The organism is Mycobacterium sp. ML4 (genome assembly GCF_054515735.1).
On record NZ_JBTNSY010000029.1, the window covers coordinates 1 to 15,048 of the forward strand.

The window sequence follows — 15,048 nt, forward strand, 5'->3', positions numbered from 1 at the left end:
TGACCCCTTCCAACCCCAACCACCACCATCCGGTAACTAGGCTGATGCAGGCGGGTTGGCCGGCGCCTCAACGGGACTGAACGCCAACCGATCAGCCCTGCACCACCACGTTCCCGCTCCCACTCTTGCTGATTTTCGGCGAGCCGGAGTGGTAGGTCACTTTGTTGTTCAGTCCGGACGCTTCGACGGTGTCGACGGTGTCGACGGTGACGACGTTCTGCAGCCCGGATACGTTGACCGTCGCGCAGTGCCCGGTCAGCACCACGGTGTTCGAGATGCCGCTGATGGTGATGACGTTGCCGTTGCAGGCGATGGTCCTGTTCTCGTTGATGCCCGAGACCGTGACCTCCTCGCCCGCCGGCGCGGTGGCCGACGGCGACGGGCCGGCGCTGGGCGTGCGCGTCTTCCCGGTTGATGGGGCGGTCCGGCTCGGCGCCGGACCGGACGACGTGCTCTCGGTGGGGGAGGGCACCACGAGATCCTCATGGGAGAACTGGTGTGCGGCGTAGGCGGCGATGCCGCCCACCAGTACCAGCACGCCGAGGACACCGACCGCGGCCAGGATCCAGAACCAGCGCATGCCCGACGACGACCGAGGCGTGGCACCGGGGTACGGGCTGCCGTAGCCGTAGGCAGAGGGTGACATCGGGGGCGGCGGCACCGGTCCCGGCGGAGGCGGCGGATAGTTGTAACCGCCGGCGGATCCCAGGTCGGAGGTCGACTCGGATGCGCGTGCCTGATCAGCCAGCGGCTGCTCGAGCTCCCGGATACGGGCTTCCGGGTCATCCTCTGGTTTCATGCCTGAGATGCTCCCATATCCGCGACGCTGCGGAATAGGCTCGGCAGCGTGCCGCAGTTGCCTAATCGCCAGGTCCTGTTGCGTCGCCGCCCCTCTGGTCTGGTGCAGTCCGACGACACCGAGCTGATCACCCAGCCGGCGCCGGCACTCGGGGAGGGGGAGGCATTGCTGCGCACCACCTACGTCGGCATCGACGCCGCCGCCCGCACCTGGCTCGACGACCAACCCAGCTATCTACCGCCGGTGCGACTCGGCGAGGTCATCCGGGCGGCGGGGATCGGCGAAGTCGTCGAAACGCGTTGCGACACTTACGCTATCGGCGATATCGTCACCACGCTCACCGGCTTCCAGGAGTACGTGGTCATCCGGGACGACATCTTCAGCACACCGATCCCGGGCGAGGATGACCAGTTGGCGATCATGTCGGTGTACGGCCCGACGGGCGCCACCGCCTACTTCGGCATGACAGACATCGGCCGCCCGCAGCCCGGCGAGACCGTGGTGGTCTCCGCCGCGGCGGGCGCCACCGGATCGGTGGCCGGGCAGATCGCGAAGATCGCCGGCGCCCGGGTGGTGGGGATCGCCGGGGGGCCCGAGAAGTGCCGGGCGGTGGTCGAAGACTTCGGGTTCGACTCGTGCATCGACTACAAGAACGACGATGTGGTCGCCGCGCTCAAACAGCACTGCCCGCGCCGCGTCGACGTCTACTTCGACAATGTCGGCGGACCCATCCTCAACGCGGTGCTGGGCCGGCTCGCGTCGAAGGCGCGCGTGGTGCTCTGCGGCGTCATCTCCAGTTACCTCACCGGCGAGCACCCGGGACCGGCCAACTACGTCAACCTGCTGGCCAAAACGGCGTCCATGCAAGGTTTCAATGCGCTCGACCAGTGGGGCCGCTTCGATGAGGCGTTCGCCAATTTGCGTCAGTGGGAGTCCGAAGGCCGCCTGCGGCATCGTCAGACCGTCTACGAGGGCATCGAGTCGTGCGTCGACGCCCTCAACGGGCTCTTCACCGGTGCCAACATCGGCAAGACGTTGGTCAAGCTGAGCGAGCCGAGTTGAGTGCCGGATTCAGCTCACCACACGCTATCTTTAGCCACCGCGCGAAAAGCTTGCCGCACTGACCTGGAGCTACGACGACACCGCCTCGCCGGAGTCCACGCGACGCCGAGCGGGCTGCTATCTTCCTTGCCATGCCACAGATGGACCGTCGCCGCATGCTCATGCTGGCGGGATTCAGCGCACTGGCGGCCGCGACGGCGGCCCCGACAGCAAACGCCAGCCCGTCTCGGCCGGCCGCACCCGCCGGTCCCGCGCCGGCACCGGCCGCACCCGCGGCCGGAGCGACCGGTGGATTCATCTGGCGCGACGAGTTCGACGGACCGGCCGGGTCGGCCCCCGATCCGTCGAAGTGGTCGGTGTCCAACTTCCGCACCCCGATCCGCAATCCGGTCGGGTTCGACCAGCCGCAGTTCTGGGGGCAGTACCGCGACAGCCGCCAGAATGTGTTCCTCGACGGCAAATCCAACCTGGTGTTGCGCGCTACCCACGATGGCAACGGCGGCTATTTCGGAGGCCTCGTGCACGGCCTGTGGCGCGGCGGCGTCGGCACCACCTGGGAGGCACGGATCAAATTCAACTGTCTGTCACCCGGTATGTGGCCGGCGTGGTGGTTGTCCAATGACGACCCGGGCCGCAGCGGCGAGATCGACCTGATCGAGTGGTACGGCAACGGCACCTGGCCATCGGGCACCACGGTGCACGCGAACCCGGACGGCACCGCGTTCGAGACCAACCCGATCGGCGTTGACGGTGGTTGGCACAACTGGCGCGTCAGGTGGGACGTCACCGGCATGTACTTCTGGGTGGACTACGCCGAGGGCATGGCCCCGTACTTCTCGGTGCCGGCTACCGGCATCGAGAACCTGGACGAGCCCTTCCGGGAATGGCCGTTCAACGACCCGGATTACACCGTGTTCCCGGTCCTGAACCTGGCGGTGGGTGGCTCCGGTGGCGGCGACCCGGCCGCCGGCACCTACCCGCAGGACATGCTCGTGGACTGGGTGCGCGTCTTCTGACGACCTAGTTCGACAGGTGCAGGTGCCACAGCCCGTCGTCGCCCTGACGGCAGTCCCAGTGCGTGTACAAGCCGTCGTTCTGGGTGATCTCCACGTGCGGGCCGTCGGCCTGGCATGCCGCTAGCGTCGCGTAGCTGCCCTCCACCTGCACCTCGTCGGCATTGGCCACCGCAACGGCCGTGGTGAACAACGCCGCGCCAGCGGTCAGAATCCCGGCAGCGAACATGGTCTTCATCTGCGAGCCCCCTTCTCGAAATTGTTAGCGCTCGGATTACCGAATTGCGCACCGGTCAAACTGTGGCCGTCGCCCATTCGAACGTATGATCGATCGATGGGGCGGCTCGTGTCGATCGGGTACAACGGGCAACCCCTGCGGGGCCCCTTCCGTCCGGTGCGCCCGCCCGTCCCGGTGCTGGTGGACCTGACGGTGCTGTTTCCGCGCGAGCCGCACCGCTCCGGCCGGTACCAGCCGAACGGCCTGCAGCTGCACAAGGTGGTCGAGGGCAAGCTGAGCTGCTGGGGCCTGTGCGAACAGGGCGACTGGTGGGGGCTCGTGACTTACCCGGTGGAGTTCGGGGCCCGGCAGAAGCCGGTGACGCACTGGGTACCCGCCTGGACGCTGCGCCGAAAAGGTGAGCGGCCGTGAGGTTCTGCCCATGCCCACCGTTAGGGTGGACCGAATGAGGGAACGGCCCGTGCGACCGCTGCGCAGCGTCAAACAGATCACCCGCGGTTTGGGCGCGCTGGATCGCGAACTGTTCGAGGCGGTCGCCGAGAGCCCGACCCCGCTGCTCGACAAGGCCATGCCGCCGCTGACGCGGGCCGCCGACCATTCCAAGCTGTGGTTCGGCATCGGCGCGTTGTTGCTCGCGTCCGGGAAACATTCGGCGCAGCGCGGGGCCACCCGCGGCCTGGTGTCGCTGGCTGTTACCAGCCTGGTGACGAATCAGGTCGCCAAGCGCGTCCGCCGGCGGCCACGGCCGCTCTACGATTCGGTGCCGCTGGTCCGGCGCGTCCGCCGCCGCCCCACGTCCAACTCGCTGCCGTCCGGGCACTCCGCCAGCGCCGCCGCATTCGCCGTCGGGGTGGGGCTGGAGAATCCGACGCTGGGCTTCGGGCTGGCGTTGCTGGCGGGCCTGGTCGGGTTGTCCCGGGTGGCGGTCGGTGCGCACTACCCCGGCGATGTCGTCATCGGGTTTGGTATCGGGTCCGGCATCGCCGTTCTGGGCAGCCGACTGGTCCCACCGATCGTCGAGACCGCACTGCCGAAAACGGAACCGCTCAGGGCGGACGTCCCGGAACGCCCCGAGGGCTCCGGGGTGGTCCTGGTCGTCAACCCGGCGTCGAACAGTGGCAGCGGCGCCCGCGTCGCCGAGGAGGTTCGTGACCAGTTGCCCGAGGCGGAGATCGTCGAACTCGGCAGCGATGACGACCCGGTGCAGATGTTGCGCGACGCGGCCGAACGGGCCGAGGTGCTCGCGGTCGGCGGGGGCGACGGCACCGTGGCAGCCGCTGCGGCGGTCGCTGCCGACGCAGGCGTGCCGCTGGCGGTCTTCCCCGGCGGAACCTTCAACCACTTCGCCAAGGACATCGGCTGCGACTCCACCGCCAAGACCATCGATGCGATCCGGCGCGGCAGCGTGGCCTACGTCGACCTGATGTGCTTGAACGAGAGCCAGATGGTGGTCAACACCGCCAGCATCGGCGCCTACCCCGCGTTCGTCCAGCAGCGAGAGAAGCTGGAAAAGCGCATCGGCAAGCCCCTGGCGAGCATGTACGCGATGCTGCACACACTGCGCAACGGCCAGCCCGTGCGCATCAGCTACGACAACAAGACGCTGGAGACGTCGTTCATGTTCATCGGCAATTCCCTCTATCTGCCAACGGGATTCGCGCCGTCGCGGCGCACCCGGATGGACGACGGCCTGATCGATGTGCGCATCCTGGAGACCGGCCGCCGGCTGGCCAGGACCAGGATCCTGACCGCGCTGGCGCTCGGCCGGCTGGAACGCAGCCCGCTGTATCACGAGATGCAGGTGCCGGAGTTCACCTTCACCGCTGTCGACGGACCCACCGTGGTCGCCCATGACGGCGAGATCGGCGAGAAGTACGACAAAGCCACTTTCGCCTCGAAGTACCGGGCCCTGCCGGTCTACCGTCCGCTTCCGCTCATTCGGTGAGGTCTCGGACCTGCGCATAGCGCTGCAGCACGTCCGGTGCGGGATCGGCCGCGTACTGGCGCGCCGCCGGCGGTGACCACGCGGGTGGTTCTGGTGATCCACTGCATGCCCAGGCCGCCTGCCGCGCCGCGCCCAGTGCGACGTATTCGGCCGCAGTGGGAACCGACACGGGCATGCCGAAAACGCTCGGCGCTATCTCGCACACCGCGCGGGACTGCGCGCCGCCACCGATCAGCAGGATGCGGCGCACGCCGACGCCGTGAGTGGTGAGCCGGGCGAGGCCCTCGGCCAGTGCGCAGAGCATGCCTTCCACCGCCGCCCTGGCCAGGTTGGCCGGTGTCGAGTTCGAGACCCGCAGCCCGTGCAGTGCACCAGTAGCGTTGGGCCGGTTGGGTGTTCGCTCACCTTCCAGGTAGGGGACGAGGACCAGGCCCCCGCTGCCCGGTGGCGCCGACAGTGCCAGCCCGGACAGCTCGGCGTGGTCGACGCGCAGCATCGTCGCCGCCGCATCGAGCACCCGCGCCGCGTTGAGCGTGCACACCAGAGGGAGGTAGCGGCCGGTGCCGTCGGCGAACCCGGCCACCGACCCCTGCTCGTCGCGCACCGGCCCGGCGGCCACGGCACACACCACACCCGAGGTCCCGATCGAGACGATCACGTCGCCCTCGCCGGCTCCCAGGCCCAGCGCCGCCGCGGCATTGTCGCCCAGCCCGGCCCCGAATCGTGTTGCACCGTCGATTGATTCGGCGGGTCGCAGGACGCGCGGCAGCACCGGATCCCGCCCGCGCAGGGCCATCTTCACGAGATCGATGCGATAGCGGTTGCTTTCGGCGTCGAAGTAACCCGTCCCGCTGGCATCGCTGCGATCCGTGGTCAGTGCGGTGACGTCGGACTCGTCGCGCAGCCGCCACGTCAGCCAGTCATGCGGCAGGCACACCGCGGCCGTGCGGTCGGCATGCCGGGGTTCGTGATCGGCGAGCCAGCGCAGTTTGGCGACGGTCACCGCGGCCAGGGGCACCAGTCCGACGGCGTGCGCCCACGCCTGCGTCCCGCCCAGTTCGTCCACCAGGTCGCGCGCCGCGTCGGCCGAGCGCACGTCGTTCCACAGCAGAGCCGGGCGGACCGATCGCCCGGCCGCGTCCAGACAGACCATGCCGTGCTGCTGCGCGCCGATCGCGACCGCATCGACATCGTCGATCCCACCTGCTGCGGCGATCGCCTGCCGGGCCGCCGATTCCCATGCGGCCGGGTCGATCTCGGTGCCATCGGGATGGGCGGCGCGACCCGTGCGGAGCACCGCGCCGGTCTCTGCTTCACACACCAGCACCTTGCAGGACTGGGTGGAGGAGTCGATGCCGGCGACCAGGGTCACGACTGCAGCAGCTTCTCGACGGTCACCCGGGCGCCGTCGCGGTGCAGCGAGTCGAGTGTCCACAGGTAGGGCTCCACGAAGCGCGGTTCCTCGATCAGGTTGCCGAAGACGGAGCGATTCGCCAGAAACGCCGCGGGGTCTGCTCGCCACGAGCGGGCGGTCGGAATCAGGGTGTCCGCGCGCGGGTCCACGACCTCGATCGGCCGGCCCTGTTCGTCGACGCCCTCGGCATAGCGGGCCCAGCTGGCGACGACGGCCGCGGACAGGCGAACCGGACCACCCGAGCGCAGGTTGTCGCGCACCACTGGCAGCAGCCACTTGGGAATGCGATCCGACGATTCGGCGCAGAGCCGGGCCACCGTGTCACGCACGTAGGCGTTGGTGAACCTGGGCAGCAACTGATCCTTGAACTTCGGTAACACCTCGAGCGGCGCCAGGGTCGGCATCGCCTCGCAATCCAGGTAGCGCCTGAGGAGTTCGGCGAACAGCGGGTCCTGTGCGGCGTCATGTACCAGGCGGTAGCCGGCCAGGTAGGCGAAGTAGCACAGGGCCTGGTGGCCGGCGTTGAGCAGCCGCAGCTTCATGGCTTCGTACGGCGCCACGTCGTCGACGACGGTGACACCCGCGCGCTCCAGCGGTGGTCGCCCGTCCGCGAAGTCGTCCTCGAGCGCCCACATGACGAACGGTTCCGCGGCCACCGGGCAGGCGTCGTGGATACCGAAATCCGCTCTCAACCTGTCGATCAGCTCGGGCGTGGTGACCGGAGTGATCCGATCCACCATCGAGTTCGGGAACCTGGTGTTCTCGTCCATCCACTGTCCCAGTAAGGGATTGGACGCTTCCGCGTAGGAAGTGAACGCCTGCCGTGCTATGCGCCCGTTTCCGGCGATGTTGTCGCAGGACACGATCGTCGGCGACTTCAAGCCCCGCAGCCGACGCCGATTGAGCGCCTCGGTGACCAAGGGGAAGACCGCGCTGAACGGTTCGTTGTAACCACCCTCGGTGATGGTGAGCGAGATGATGCGCACGGCGCGATCGGCGAGCAGCTCGATCACTGCCTCGGGATCGTCTGGCGCGTAACGAAAGTCGACGATGGAGCCGATGACTCGCGACTCCCGGGTGCCGTCCGGGTGCGCGAGAGTCAGGGTGTACAAGTAGTCCTGGCAGCGTAACGCGTCGCGCATGCGACGGTCGCCGGGCAGCACGCCAACCCCGCAGATTCCCCATTTTCGTGCCAGCCCGTGGCTCAGCAGCCGGTCGATGTACATCGCCTGGTGTGCGCGGTGAAATCCGCCGACGCCGAAATGCACAATGCCGACCTTGATTCGGCTGCGATCGTAGGTCGGCGTGGGTATAGGTAATGCGCTGAGGTTCTGCGCGTTGAGCTTCATGCCGGCAGCTCGTTGCCAAGGCGGCGATAGGCCGATGGTGGGCGGCCCCACGCGCTGCGGAACGCCCGGGTGAACGAGCTGGCGCTGTCGAACCCAACTCTGGTCGCGACCTGCAGCACGCTCAACTGCGGGTCGGCGAGCAGCGCGGCCGCCCGCATCAGGCGCGCGTGCTGGGTGTAATCGCGCCAGGTCATTTGCAACTCGCGCCGGCACAATCGCCGCAGCGAGCGGGGCGACATGCCGGCGGCGGCAGCAGCGTCGTCAATGGTGATGTCCGCCATCCGGTTACGCGTATACGTGAGCGCCGCGGCCAGCTGCGGATGAGTGGTCGTGGGCAGGCTGACGGGGCGCTGTGACTGGAGCAGTTCGGCCAGCAGCGCGGCGAAGCACGCGAAGTACGTATCGGCGACCGCGTCGGACGACGGGCGGTCAATGGGCCAGCGGCAGGCGTACATGATCATCTGCCGAATGAGCGGAGAGACTGCCACGATGCCGGCACCCGGCCGGCTCGGTTGCAGATGAACCGGGTGCAGGAATATCGACACCGACCGTACCCGCGTGTCGATCGTGCTGATATGGCCCAGCCCGGCCGGGATCCAGGCGGCCTGCCGCTCGGACAACACATAAGCACCAGCATCCGTCTCGACTTCCAAAAGGCCCTGGACGACGTACTCGAGCTGGTGCAGGTCGTGGGCATGGCGCGCTGTGGTTACCCGCTGCCCCTCGTAGACAAACGCGCCCGCGGTGCAGGCTGCACCCTGCCGCATGTCGATCAGCACGGGCGTGTCCGCGCAAGACAAGACTCTGGCCGTCTGTGCAGAGAATGTCATAGGCCTCCGATGGTACGACTGAGTGTCATGTCAGCGCAGTCGTTTACGCCCGCCGCGGGAAATCCCAGATACACCAAGTACTACGACGGCGTGATAGCCCTGGTGACGCGCGAAAACACCTGGCGCTCGGCCGTGATCCGGCAGCTCGACCTGCAACCCGGGGATACCGTTGTCGATATCGGCTGTGGCACTGGATCTTTGGCGTTGAGGATGAAGCAGCGGCAGCCTCAAGCGCGGGTGATAGGGGTTGATCCCGACCCTGAGGTGCTCGCCATCGCGGGTGCCAAGGTTCGCAAGGCCGGCGTCGAGGTCGAATTCGTACCCGGGATGGGCGACAGGGCCGTCGAACTCATCGGGCCGGCCATCGCCGAGAAAGTGGTCTCCACTCTGGTGCTGCACCAGTGTCCGGTGGCGATGAAGACAGCCATCACCGCCAACATGTTCGGTCTGTTGAAGCCTGGAGGCGACCTCGTCGTCGCGGACTTCGGACTGCAGCGCGACGCGCTGATGCGGCTGGGCTTTCGTTTGGTCCAGTGGGCTGACGGCAAGCGCGACACTCAACCCAATGCGGACGGGATCGTGCCGCGCTTGATCGAGCAGGCGGGTTTCGCCGACGTCGCCGAGAGGGTGGTCATCAAGACGGTGACCGGATCGATCTCGATCTATCACGCGCGCCGACCTTGATGTTCGGTGCGGAATTAATGGGCATGGGCAACTCGACGGGGTCGAACTCACTTAGGAGGTCGAACTCACCTAGGAGTGCGTGCCGAACCGCTGAGGTGCCGGTCCGTGGGGCTGCACACTCACCCGCGGACCGTCTTGAGCTGCGGTCGAGGCGTGCAGCCGCAGGATCCGTCCGCCGATTTGCACGTATGCGCCGGGCTCCCATGCGGTGGGCTCCCAGGGGATGAGTTTGGTCCAGCTGTGTTGGGCCGGTTCGCGCAGGTAGACGCCATTGGTCGAGCCGCGGTCGATGACGAACACGTCAACGTCGCCGATGTGCACTTCCACGTGCGCACGCGACGTCATACCCGCGGGGTCGTCGATGGTCACCGGTCGAAGTCCGCGTTGTGCGGCGTCCGACCCGTGCGGGTCCCGGCCGATGACGCAGTCCCGTTGGAGGTCGAATCGGGAGTTGTCGTCCAGGACCACCCAGCGCTGCAGCCGGGATGACGCGACCGGGGGGGCGGCGGGAACTCGGTCACTGGGCTTCCGCGCAACCTGGGCCGCCTGAGCCGACGACCAGATGACCGCCCCGTGCCCGGGCACGGTTCCCTCGGTGAGCCGGTATACCCCGCCTGCCTCGGCCGCCGCGGGTGACCGCTCGCCGAAATCGTCGACGGTAATGACCGTCGCAACCGCGGGGACCGGCATGGATTGGTGCAGCAGGCGTCCGCGGCCGCGCAACACCGTCTGTCCGGTGCCGTCGTCGAGCGCCACCGTGACACTGCCGCAGAGCAATATCTCGAGGCCGGTGGCGACGGGCATGACGATGCCGATGTCCACCAGCGTGTGATCCCACGGCTCTCGGGAGAGTTTGGCGAAGGCGCTCACCAACTTTTGCGGGTCCGTGCGCCGGACGAGTTCGACCAGTGCCGCCATCTGCCGCGCGGCCAGCGAGTGTTGCGAGAGCGGCGTCCGATCCCGGTGGGCGACAACGATCACCGTGCCGTTCACAGTGGCGACCAGGTGCCGGCCGGGCAGGACTTCGATCTCGCTCGGCGTCCTGGGCGGCGCCGAGGAGACTTCGGCGAGTTCCTCGGCTGCCTGCATCGCGGCCCGAAGCGCCAGGTCGTCGAGTGCCGTGGGTGCCTCCACCGGCGCCGCGGCCGGCACTTTCTCGACGGCGTCGGACGGTCCTTCGCTGATCCCGATGCGCGAGTGCAACCACCGCAGCGGCGCGGGCGCCCACCAGTTGAGGTCACCGGCCAGGCGCAGGAACGCCGGCACGACGACGCCGCGGATGATCGTCGCGTCGATGACAACGGCGAGCGCGGTGCCGATGCCGAACATCTTCATGAAGGACAGCCCGTTGGCGAACGAGATCAATGTGATCGTCAGCAGCAGCGCCGCGCTGGTGACGATCCGGCCCACCCGGCCGAGCCCGATGACGGTCGACGCGGTGTTCGACAGCCCGGAGTCGCGGGCTTCTTTGATGCGGCTGAGCAAGAAGATCTCGTAGTCGACGGACAGGCTGAAGGCGATAGCGCACAGCAGGACGACCATGGACAGATTCAGCGGCGCGGGAGTGATTCCCAGTAGGGAGGCCAGATGGCCCTGCTGGAAGACCCAGACCATGATGCCCAGAACCGCGCTCAGCACAAGCAGATTCAGACTCAGTGCCTTCACCGGGACAACGACGCTCCCGGTGAACAGGAACAGCAGGACGAACGTGGACACGGCGATCAGGCCGATCGCCAATGGCAGCTTCTTGCCGATCGCTGCCTGGCTGTCGATCAGAGTGGCGGTCGGCCCGCCCACCTCCACCTGATGGTTGCTGACCTTCGCCCGGATGTCGCGAACGAGGTGTTGAGCGGTGCCGGAATCCGCCTGAACCGTCAGGTAGACGATCGCGTAGCTGGCCCCGGACACCGCGGGTGCCTGCCCGACCACGTCGCCGTGCTCGTAACGGCCGATCGGGCCGGTGACCAATGCGACACCGTCCATCCGCGATACGTCGGGAGCCATGTTCTGCAGCGCGCCGGCGTCATTGCGGGTGACCAGCGTGATCGCCTGCGAGGGGTCCAGGGAGAAGTCTTGCTGCAGTGACTCGGCCACCAGGCGGGCACTTGAATTCGTGGGCAGCGCCCGCTCGTCGGGCGTGGCGAACTGGACGTCGAGAAACGGAATCCCCAGTCCCAACAGCGTTGCGACGACGGGCAGGGCGTACACGAACGGGTGGCGGGTCACCACCTCGGCGAAGTGTCGCCAGAACAGCGAATCGGCTGAGGGAGGCACCTTGCGGCGAATGACCGAGAGCGAGTCGACGCGCTTGCCCAGCAGGGCCAGCAATGCGGGCAGCACAATGATTGCGCTGAACGCCGACAGCAGGACGGTGGCCGTCGCGGCCAGGCCGACCGACCGCAGGAAGTAGGTGGGGAACACCAGCAGGCTGATCATCGCCAGAGTGACCGTTGCCGCACTGAACAGGATGGTTCGCCCCGCCGTGGCGACGGTGGCGACGATCGCGTGATGGTGTTCTTTCCCGTTGGCCAGTTCCTCACGGAAGCGCGAAACCATGAGCAGGCCGAAGTCGATCGACAACCCCAGGCCGAAGGCGGTGGTGACCGTGAGGGCGTGAACTGACACCTCGGTGAGGGTCGTCAGGAGCAGCAACACCGACAGGGTCGACACGATCGAGACGATGCCGACCACCACCGGCAACAGTGCCGCGATCAGACCTCCGAACACGATGACCAGCACGGCGAGCGAGACGGGAACCGCGATGCTCTCGCTGGTCTTCAGATCGTGTTTGACCTTGTCCCGGATCTCCTGCTGGACACCGAGAGCGCCACCAGCGCGGACTGTGACGTTCGGGTCCTTCGGCAGGTTCGCGATGATCCGCTTGGCCGTTTCCGCGGCTTGATCCCCGGTTCCCCCGACATGTACCAGCATCAGGCCGGAGCGGCCGTCTTTGCTGCCCAGATCGGCCGCACCCTGGTCGCCGAATGACCTGGTGAGCTTGGCACTCGGCTCGGTGGCGATGAGTTGGCGCACTCGATCCCGGACCGCGGCGACCTCAGCGCTGTCGATACTGCCCTGGCGCGGCAATAGCTGGATCACCAGATTCGCGGTCGAGGCGAAATGCCGGTCGAGAAAATCGTCGGCCTGGGACGATTCCGAACTGGGGTCGGTGTTGCCGCCCGTACCGAGCTTGTCGGACACCGAGCCACCGAGCGCGACGCTGATCCCGAGCAGGATCAGCACAGCGACGAGCACCGTCTTGGGGCGCCGCACGGAGTTCTCGGCTAATCGCCTCAACATCTCAGTTGCCTTTCCCCGGAGATCGTTGCACTGATTTCAGGAGTCTGGCGAGTGTGCCTTGGAACTTTCTCGGCAGAGATGGCACCGTGACGAGCTCAGTTGCTTGGCTCGCCGGCAAGCCACAGCCGCACCAGGCAGCGCCGCTCACCGACCTGCGGTGAGTCGACGAAGGCACGGCGGTTGTGCAGTGTCGCGTGATTGTCGGCAAAGAACACGTCACCCGGGTCGAGAGTGAATTCGACGTGGTTTGCCGGGTCGTTGAGAGCCCGGTCCAGCGCGTCGAGTGCCTGCCGCTGGCGGTCGCTCATCGGCCGACCACTGCGGTAGTGGCCCAACTCGATGTGCAGGCGGTTGTAGCGGATCTGCACACGTCCGGGGTGTCGGTGAGGACCGATCCATAGGTGAACGGGTCCTCGCCGGGCTGCGTCTCGTGCGAACGGTCGAAGCAGAACTGCCCGTAGAGTTCTTCGACCAACTCCGGCTGGGACGCCAGGAGCGCGTTGTAGGCGGTGTGACCGCTCACCATGACCGACTCCCCGCCGGTCACGGCTTTACGCAGGCACAGCAGGCCCAGTACGTCGGGGCGGCTCCCGGCGTAGGCGCACGCCGAGTCCGTGTGAAAGATTAACTCCGAGTTGGTTTTCGAGCCGCGGGCCTCCGCGACCGACTGGCCGGTGTCGTGGACCAGGTAAACCCGGTCGCCGTGGCGGTTCTGCGGTTGCGGGCCGCCCAGGTAGGTGCCCAGTCCCCAGTAGAGCATCGACGCCTCTTCGTCCGACCAGTCCTGCAGAGGCAGACCGCGCAGCACGCAGAAGCCAGGACCCAGCCGCAGGCACTGCCGGATGCCACGGGCGATCTCCACCAGCTCCGGCTCCTGAAAGTCCGACGCCTCGATGCTGTCCAGGCGCCTGCCCGAGCGCCGCAGCCGGTCACGGATCCGCAAGCAGGCCGCAGCGTGCTGCGGTTCGACTGCGATCATGTAGTCCCAGGCTTGCAGGCTGGAGTGGTCCCAGACCGTCGGTGCGGCGATCGGACGGCGCTGCGTCTGGAAACAGATCCGCCGCGAAACCTTGACCGCGATGCGCATGTTCGCCGCCGATCTGGCGCATACCGACCAGTTACGCGTCAGCGCCGTCGAGGCGCGCGATGTGCTCTGGACCTACCACGCGCCCGAACTCTACGAGCTTCTGGTGCTGGAACGGGGTTGGTCGGCGGCCCGGTACGGCAAGTTCATCGCGACGGCGCTCATCGACGCCCTGCTCACGCGGGAACCGGAACGAGCCCGGAGCGCACCGGCGCAGCGGGCGAGGTCTGGGGAGTGAACCGGATGAACAACCGTGCCACGAAGGGTGCCGCTGCCAACATCAGCACCACCCGGATCACCTGGGCTGCCATTACGAAGGTCACGTTCGAGCCCGACCCTGCGGCGGTGCCGAGCACCGCGTAGACACCGCCGGGGCTGGTCGCCAGGTAGCCGTCGAGCATGCTCAGTCCGGCCGAGTGGGCCAGCACCACACCCATGCCGGCCGCGGCGACGTTGAGCACCATGATCAACGCGAACGCGCCGGGCAGGATCCGGCGAATCGCCCGTAGCGACTCACGGTCCAGCGCCAACACCGTCTGCAGGACGATCAGCACGATTCCGGCCTGGAACAGCGGCATCGGAACCGCGAGCCGGTCGGTCAGGCCGGCGAATTCCAGGCCGAAGGTGATCACCATCGGGCCGATCAGCCCGCCGCCGGGCAGCCGTAGCCGACGTCCGGCCACCGCGCCGATCAGGACGATGGCTGCGATCAGGGGAAGTGTGAAATACCAAGACAGGGAGGCCTTTTCACCGATCTGAGCACTGTGGGACGGAGTGCTGTGGTAGAAGGCGGTGGCGACGACGGGCATGGCGGCCGTGATCAGTGCAACGCGCAGATACTGGACTGCCGCGACGACGCGGTCGTCACCGCCGAGTTCGCGCGCGATGGCGACCAGCCCGGCCGAGCCTCCGGCCACCAGAGCGAGGCCACCGGTCAGCGGGGTGATGTCCCGGTGCAGGCCGAGTAGCGCGCCGCCGGCGACGCTGAAGACGAGGGTGCTGACGGCGACCGCGACGACGACCGGCCAGTGCGAGCCCAGCGCGGCGAACGAGATGTCTCGCACCATCAGCCCGGTGTACACGCCGAGCACGCCCTGGGCGGCCAGACCGATTCCCGGCACCGCTTTGGGCGCGTACCGCGCCGCCGATAAGGCGAAGGCTCCGCAAAGAACTGCCACGATGAGAAGGTCAATCGGGTTCATGGTCGCCAGGGTTCAACAGCCGCCTTGGCGGATTCTTGAGGCGCAGGACAGGGTGTCGGTCAATTCCGGTGTGGCACGGCGCCGGGTCCGAGTGCCTGGACCTGCAGCCGTTGCCGGCCGATGAGACC

15 protein-coding genes are annotated in these 15,048 nt (G+C 67.5%); 6 read left to right on the forward strand and 9 right to left on the reverse strand.

From position 1 onward, the window contains the following. Positions 1-91 precede the first annotated feature (91 nt). Complete coding sequence (locus ACX9NE_RS25180; RefSeq protein WP_459364448.1) at positions 92-799, reverse strand: DUF3060 domain-containing protein; 708 nt, start codon at positions 797-799, stop codon at positions 92-94. Between the two features lie 48 nt (positions 800-847). Here ACX9NE_RS25180 and ACX9NE_RS25185 point away from each other — a divergent pair, with 48 nt between their 5' ends. Together ACX9NE_RS25185 and ACX9NE_RS25190 are read left to right on the forward strand one after the other, a co-directional pair. Next, positions 848-1,861 carry an NADP-dependent oxidoreductase gene (locus ACX9NE_RS25185; protein WP_459364447.1) on the forward strand — a complete coding sequence of 338 codons (1,014 nt, stop codon included), beginning with the start codon at positions 848-850 and terminating at the stop codon, positions 1,859-1,861. Between the two features lie 140 nt (positions 1,862-2,001). Next, on the forward strand, positions 2,002-2,877 hold the full coding sequence (locus ACX9NE_RS25190; protein ID WP_459364450.1) for a glycoside hydrolase family 16 protein: 876 nt from the start codon (positions 2,002-2,004) through the stop codon (positions 2,875-2,877). Between the two features lie 4 nt (positions 2,878-2,881). Here the strand turns inward: ACX9NE_RS25190 and ACX9NE_RS25195 are convergent, their stop codons facing one another. After that, positions 2,882-3,112, reverse strand: a complete 231-nt coding sequence (locus tag ACX9NE_RS25195; protein ID WP_459364446.1) for a hypothetical protein — start codon at positions 3,110-3,112, stop codon at positions 2,882-2,884. Between the two features lie 96 nt (positions 3,113-3,208). Between ACX9NE_RS25195 and ACX9NE_RS25200 the strand changes: the two genes are divergently transcribed. Together ACX9NE_RS25200 and ACX9NE_RS25205 are read left to right on the forward strand one after the other, a co-directional pair. After that, a complete protein-coding gene (locus tag ACX9NE_RS25200) occupies positions 3,209-3,523 on the forward strand; it encodes a hypothetical protein (RefSeq protein WP_459364445.1) in 315 nt (104 codons plus the stop codon). A gap of 34 nt (positions 3,524-3,557) precedes the next feature. Further along, positions 3,558-5,057 carry a diacylglycerol kinase family protein gene (locus tag ACX9NE_RS25205; RefSeq protein WP_459364444.1) on the forward strand — a complete coding sequence of 500 codons (1,500 nt, stop codon included), beginning with the start codon at positions 3,558-3,560 and terminating at the stop codon, positions 5,055-5,057. On the opposite strand, the gene xylB is transcribed toward ACX9NE_RS25205, so the two are convergent. The 3 genes from xylB to ACX9NE_RS25220 are packed head-to-tail and all read right to left on the reverse strand — an operon-like array spanning position 5,047 to position 8,599. Further along, complete coding sequence (gene xylB, locus ACX9NE_RS25210; protein WP_459364443.1) at positions 5,047-6,429, reverse strand: xylulokinase; 1,383 nt, start codon at positions 6,427-6,429, stop codon at positions 5,047-5,049. The genes ACX9NE_RS25205 and xylB overlap by 11 nt on opposite strands. Then, positions 6,426-7,820, reverse strand: a complete 1,395-nt coding sequence (locus tag ACX9NE_RS25215; protein ID WP_459364442.1) for a mannitol dehydrogenase family protein — start codon at positions 7,818-7,820, stop codon at positions 6,426-6,428. Before ACX9NE_RS25215 ends, xylB begins: the two co-directional genes overlap by 4 nt. Further along, a complete protein-coding gene (locus tag ACX9NE_RS25220; RefSeq protein WP_459364441.1) occupies positions 7,817-8,599 on the reverse strand; it encodes a helix-turn-helix transcriptional regulator in 783 nt (260 codons plus the stop codon). Before ACX9NE_RS25220 ends, ACX9NE_RS25215 begins: the two co-directional genes overlap by 4 nt. Before the next feature lie 78 nt (positions 8,600-8,677). Here ACX9NE_RS25220 and ACX9NE_RS25225 point away from each other — a divergent pair, with 78 nt between their 5' ends. Next, a complete protein-coding gene (locus ACX9NE_RS25225; protein ID WP_459364440.1) occupies positions 8,678-9,334 on the forward strand; it encodes a class I SAM-dependent methyltransferase in 657 nt (218 codons plus the stop codon). Between the two features lie 69 nt (positions 9,335-9,403). Here ACX9NE_RS25225 and ACX9NE_RS25230 read toward each other — a convergent pair whose 3' ends face one another. The 3 genes from ACX9NE_RS25230 to ACX9NE_RS25240 all read right to left on the reverse strand — a co-directional run bounded on the left by ACX9NE_RS25230 (position 9,404) and on the right by ACX9NE_RS25240 (position 13,721). Further along, positions 9,404-12,634 carry an MMPL family transporter gene (locus ACX9NE_RS25230; RefSeq protein WP_459364439.1) on the reverse strand — a complete coding sequence of 1,077 codons (3,231 nt, stop codon included), beginning with the start codon at positions 12,632-12,634 and terminating at the stop codon, positions 9,404-9,406. A gap of 95 nt (positions 12,635-12,729) precedes the next feature. Continuing rightward, a complete protein-coding gene (locus ACX9NE_RS25235) occupies positions 12,730-13,002 on the reverse strand; it encodes a TauD/TfdA family dioxygenase (RefSeq protein ID WP_459364438.1) in 273 nt (90 codons plus the stop codon). Next, positions 12,939-13,721 carry a TauD/TfdA family dioxygenase gene (locus ACX9NE_RS25240; RefSeq protein ID WP_459364437.1) on the reverse strand — a complete coding sequence of 261 codons (783 nt, stop codon included), beginning with the start codon at positions 13,719-13,721 and terminating at the stop codon, positions 12,939-12,941. The genes ACX9NE_RS25235 and ACX9NE_RS25240 overlap by 64 nt, the downstream gene beginning before the upstream one ends. On the opposite strand from ACX9NE_RS25240, the gene ACX9NE_RS25245 reads away from it, so the two are divergent. Beyond that, complete coding sequence (locus ACX9NE_RS25245; RefSeq protein WP_459364436.1) at positions 13,714-13,956, forward strand: hypothetical protein; 243 nt, start codon at positions 13,714-13,716, stop codon at positions 13,954-13,956. The two genes, ACX9NE_RS25240 and ACX9NE_RS25245, sit on opposite strands and share 8 nt — an antisense overlap. On the opposite strand, the gene ACX9NE_RS25250 is transcribed toward ACX9NE_RS25245, so the two are convergent. Then, on the reverse strand, positions 13,895-14,920 hold the full coding sequence (locus ACX9NE_RS25250) for an AbrB family transcriptional regulator (RefSeq protein ID WP_459364435.1): 1,026 nt from the start codon (positions 14,918-14,920) through the stop codon (positions 13,895-13,897). The two genes, ACX9NE_RS25245 and ACX9NE_RS25250, sit on opposite strands and share 62 nt — an antisense overlap. Positions 14,921-15,048 lie beyond the last annotated feature (128 nt).

Coding starts and splice junctions, on each gene's coding strand:
- ACX9NE_RS25180 (WP_459364448.1), bottom strand. CDS start 799: ATGAAACCAGAGGATGACCCGGAAGCCCGTATCCGGGAGCTCGAGCAG.
- ACX9NE_RS25190 (WP_459364450.1), top strand. CDS start 2,002: ATGGACCGTCGCCGCATGCTCATGCTGGCGGGATTCAGCGCACTGGCG.
- ACX9NE_RS25195 (WP_459364446.1), bottom strand. CDS start 3,112: ATGAAGACCATGTTCGCTGCCGGGATTCTGACCGCTGGCGCGGCGTTG.
- ACX9NE_RS25200 (WP_459364445.1), top strand. CDS start 3,209: ATGGGGCGGCTCGTGTCGATCGGGTACAACGGGCAACCCCTGCGGGGC.
- ACX9NE_RS25205 (WP_459364444.1), top strand. CDS start 3,558: ATGAGGGAACGGCCCGTGCGACCGCTGCGCAGCGTCAAACAGATCACC.
- ACX9NE_RS25215 (WP_459364442.1), bottom strand. CDS start 7,820: ATGAAGCTCAACGCGCAGAACCTCAGCGCATTACCTATACCCACGCCG.
- ACX9NE_RS25225 (WP_459364440.1), top strand. CDS start 8,678: ATGTCAGCGCAGTCGTTTACGCCCGCCGCGGGAAATCCCAGATACACC.
- ACX9NE_RS25230 (WP_459364439.1), bottom strand. CDS start 12,634: ATGTTGAGGCGATTAGCCGAGAACTCCGTGCGGCGCCCCAAGACGGTG.
- ACX9NE_RS25245 (WP_459364436.1), top strand. CDS start 13,714: ATGCGCATGTTCGCCGCCGATCTGGCGCATACCGACCAGTTACGCGTC.
- ACX9NE_RS25240 (WP_459364437.1), bottom strand. CDS start 13,721: ATGCGCATCGCGGTCAAGGTTTCGCGGCGGATCTGTTTCCAGACGCAG.
- ACX9NE_RS25250 (WP_459364435.1), bottom strand. CDS start 14,920: ATGAACCCGATTGACCTTCTCATCGTGGCAGTTCTTTGCGGAGCCTTC.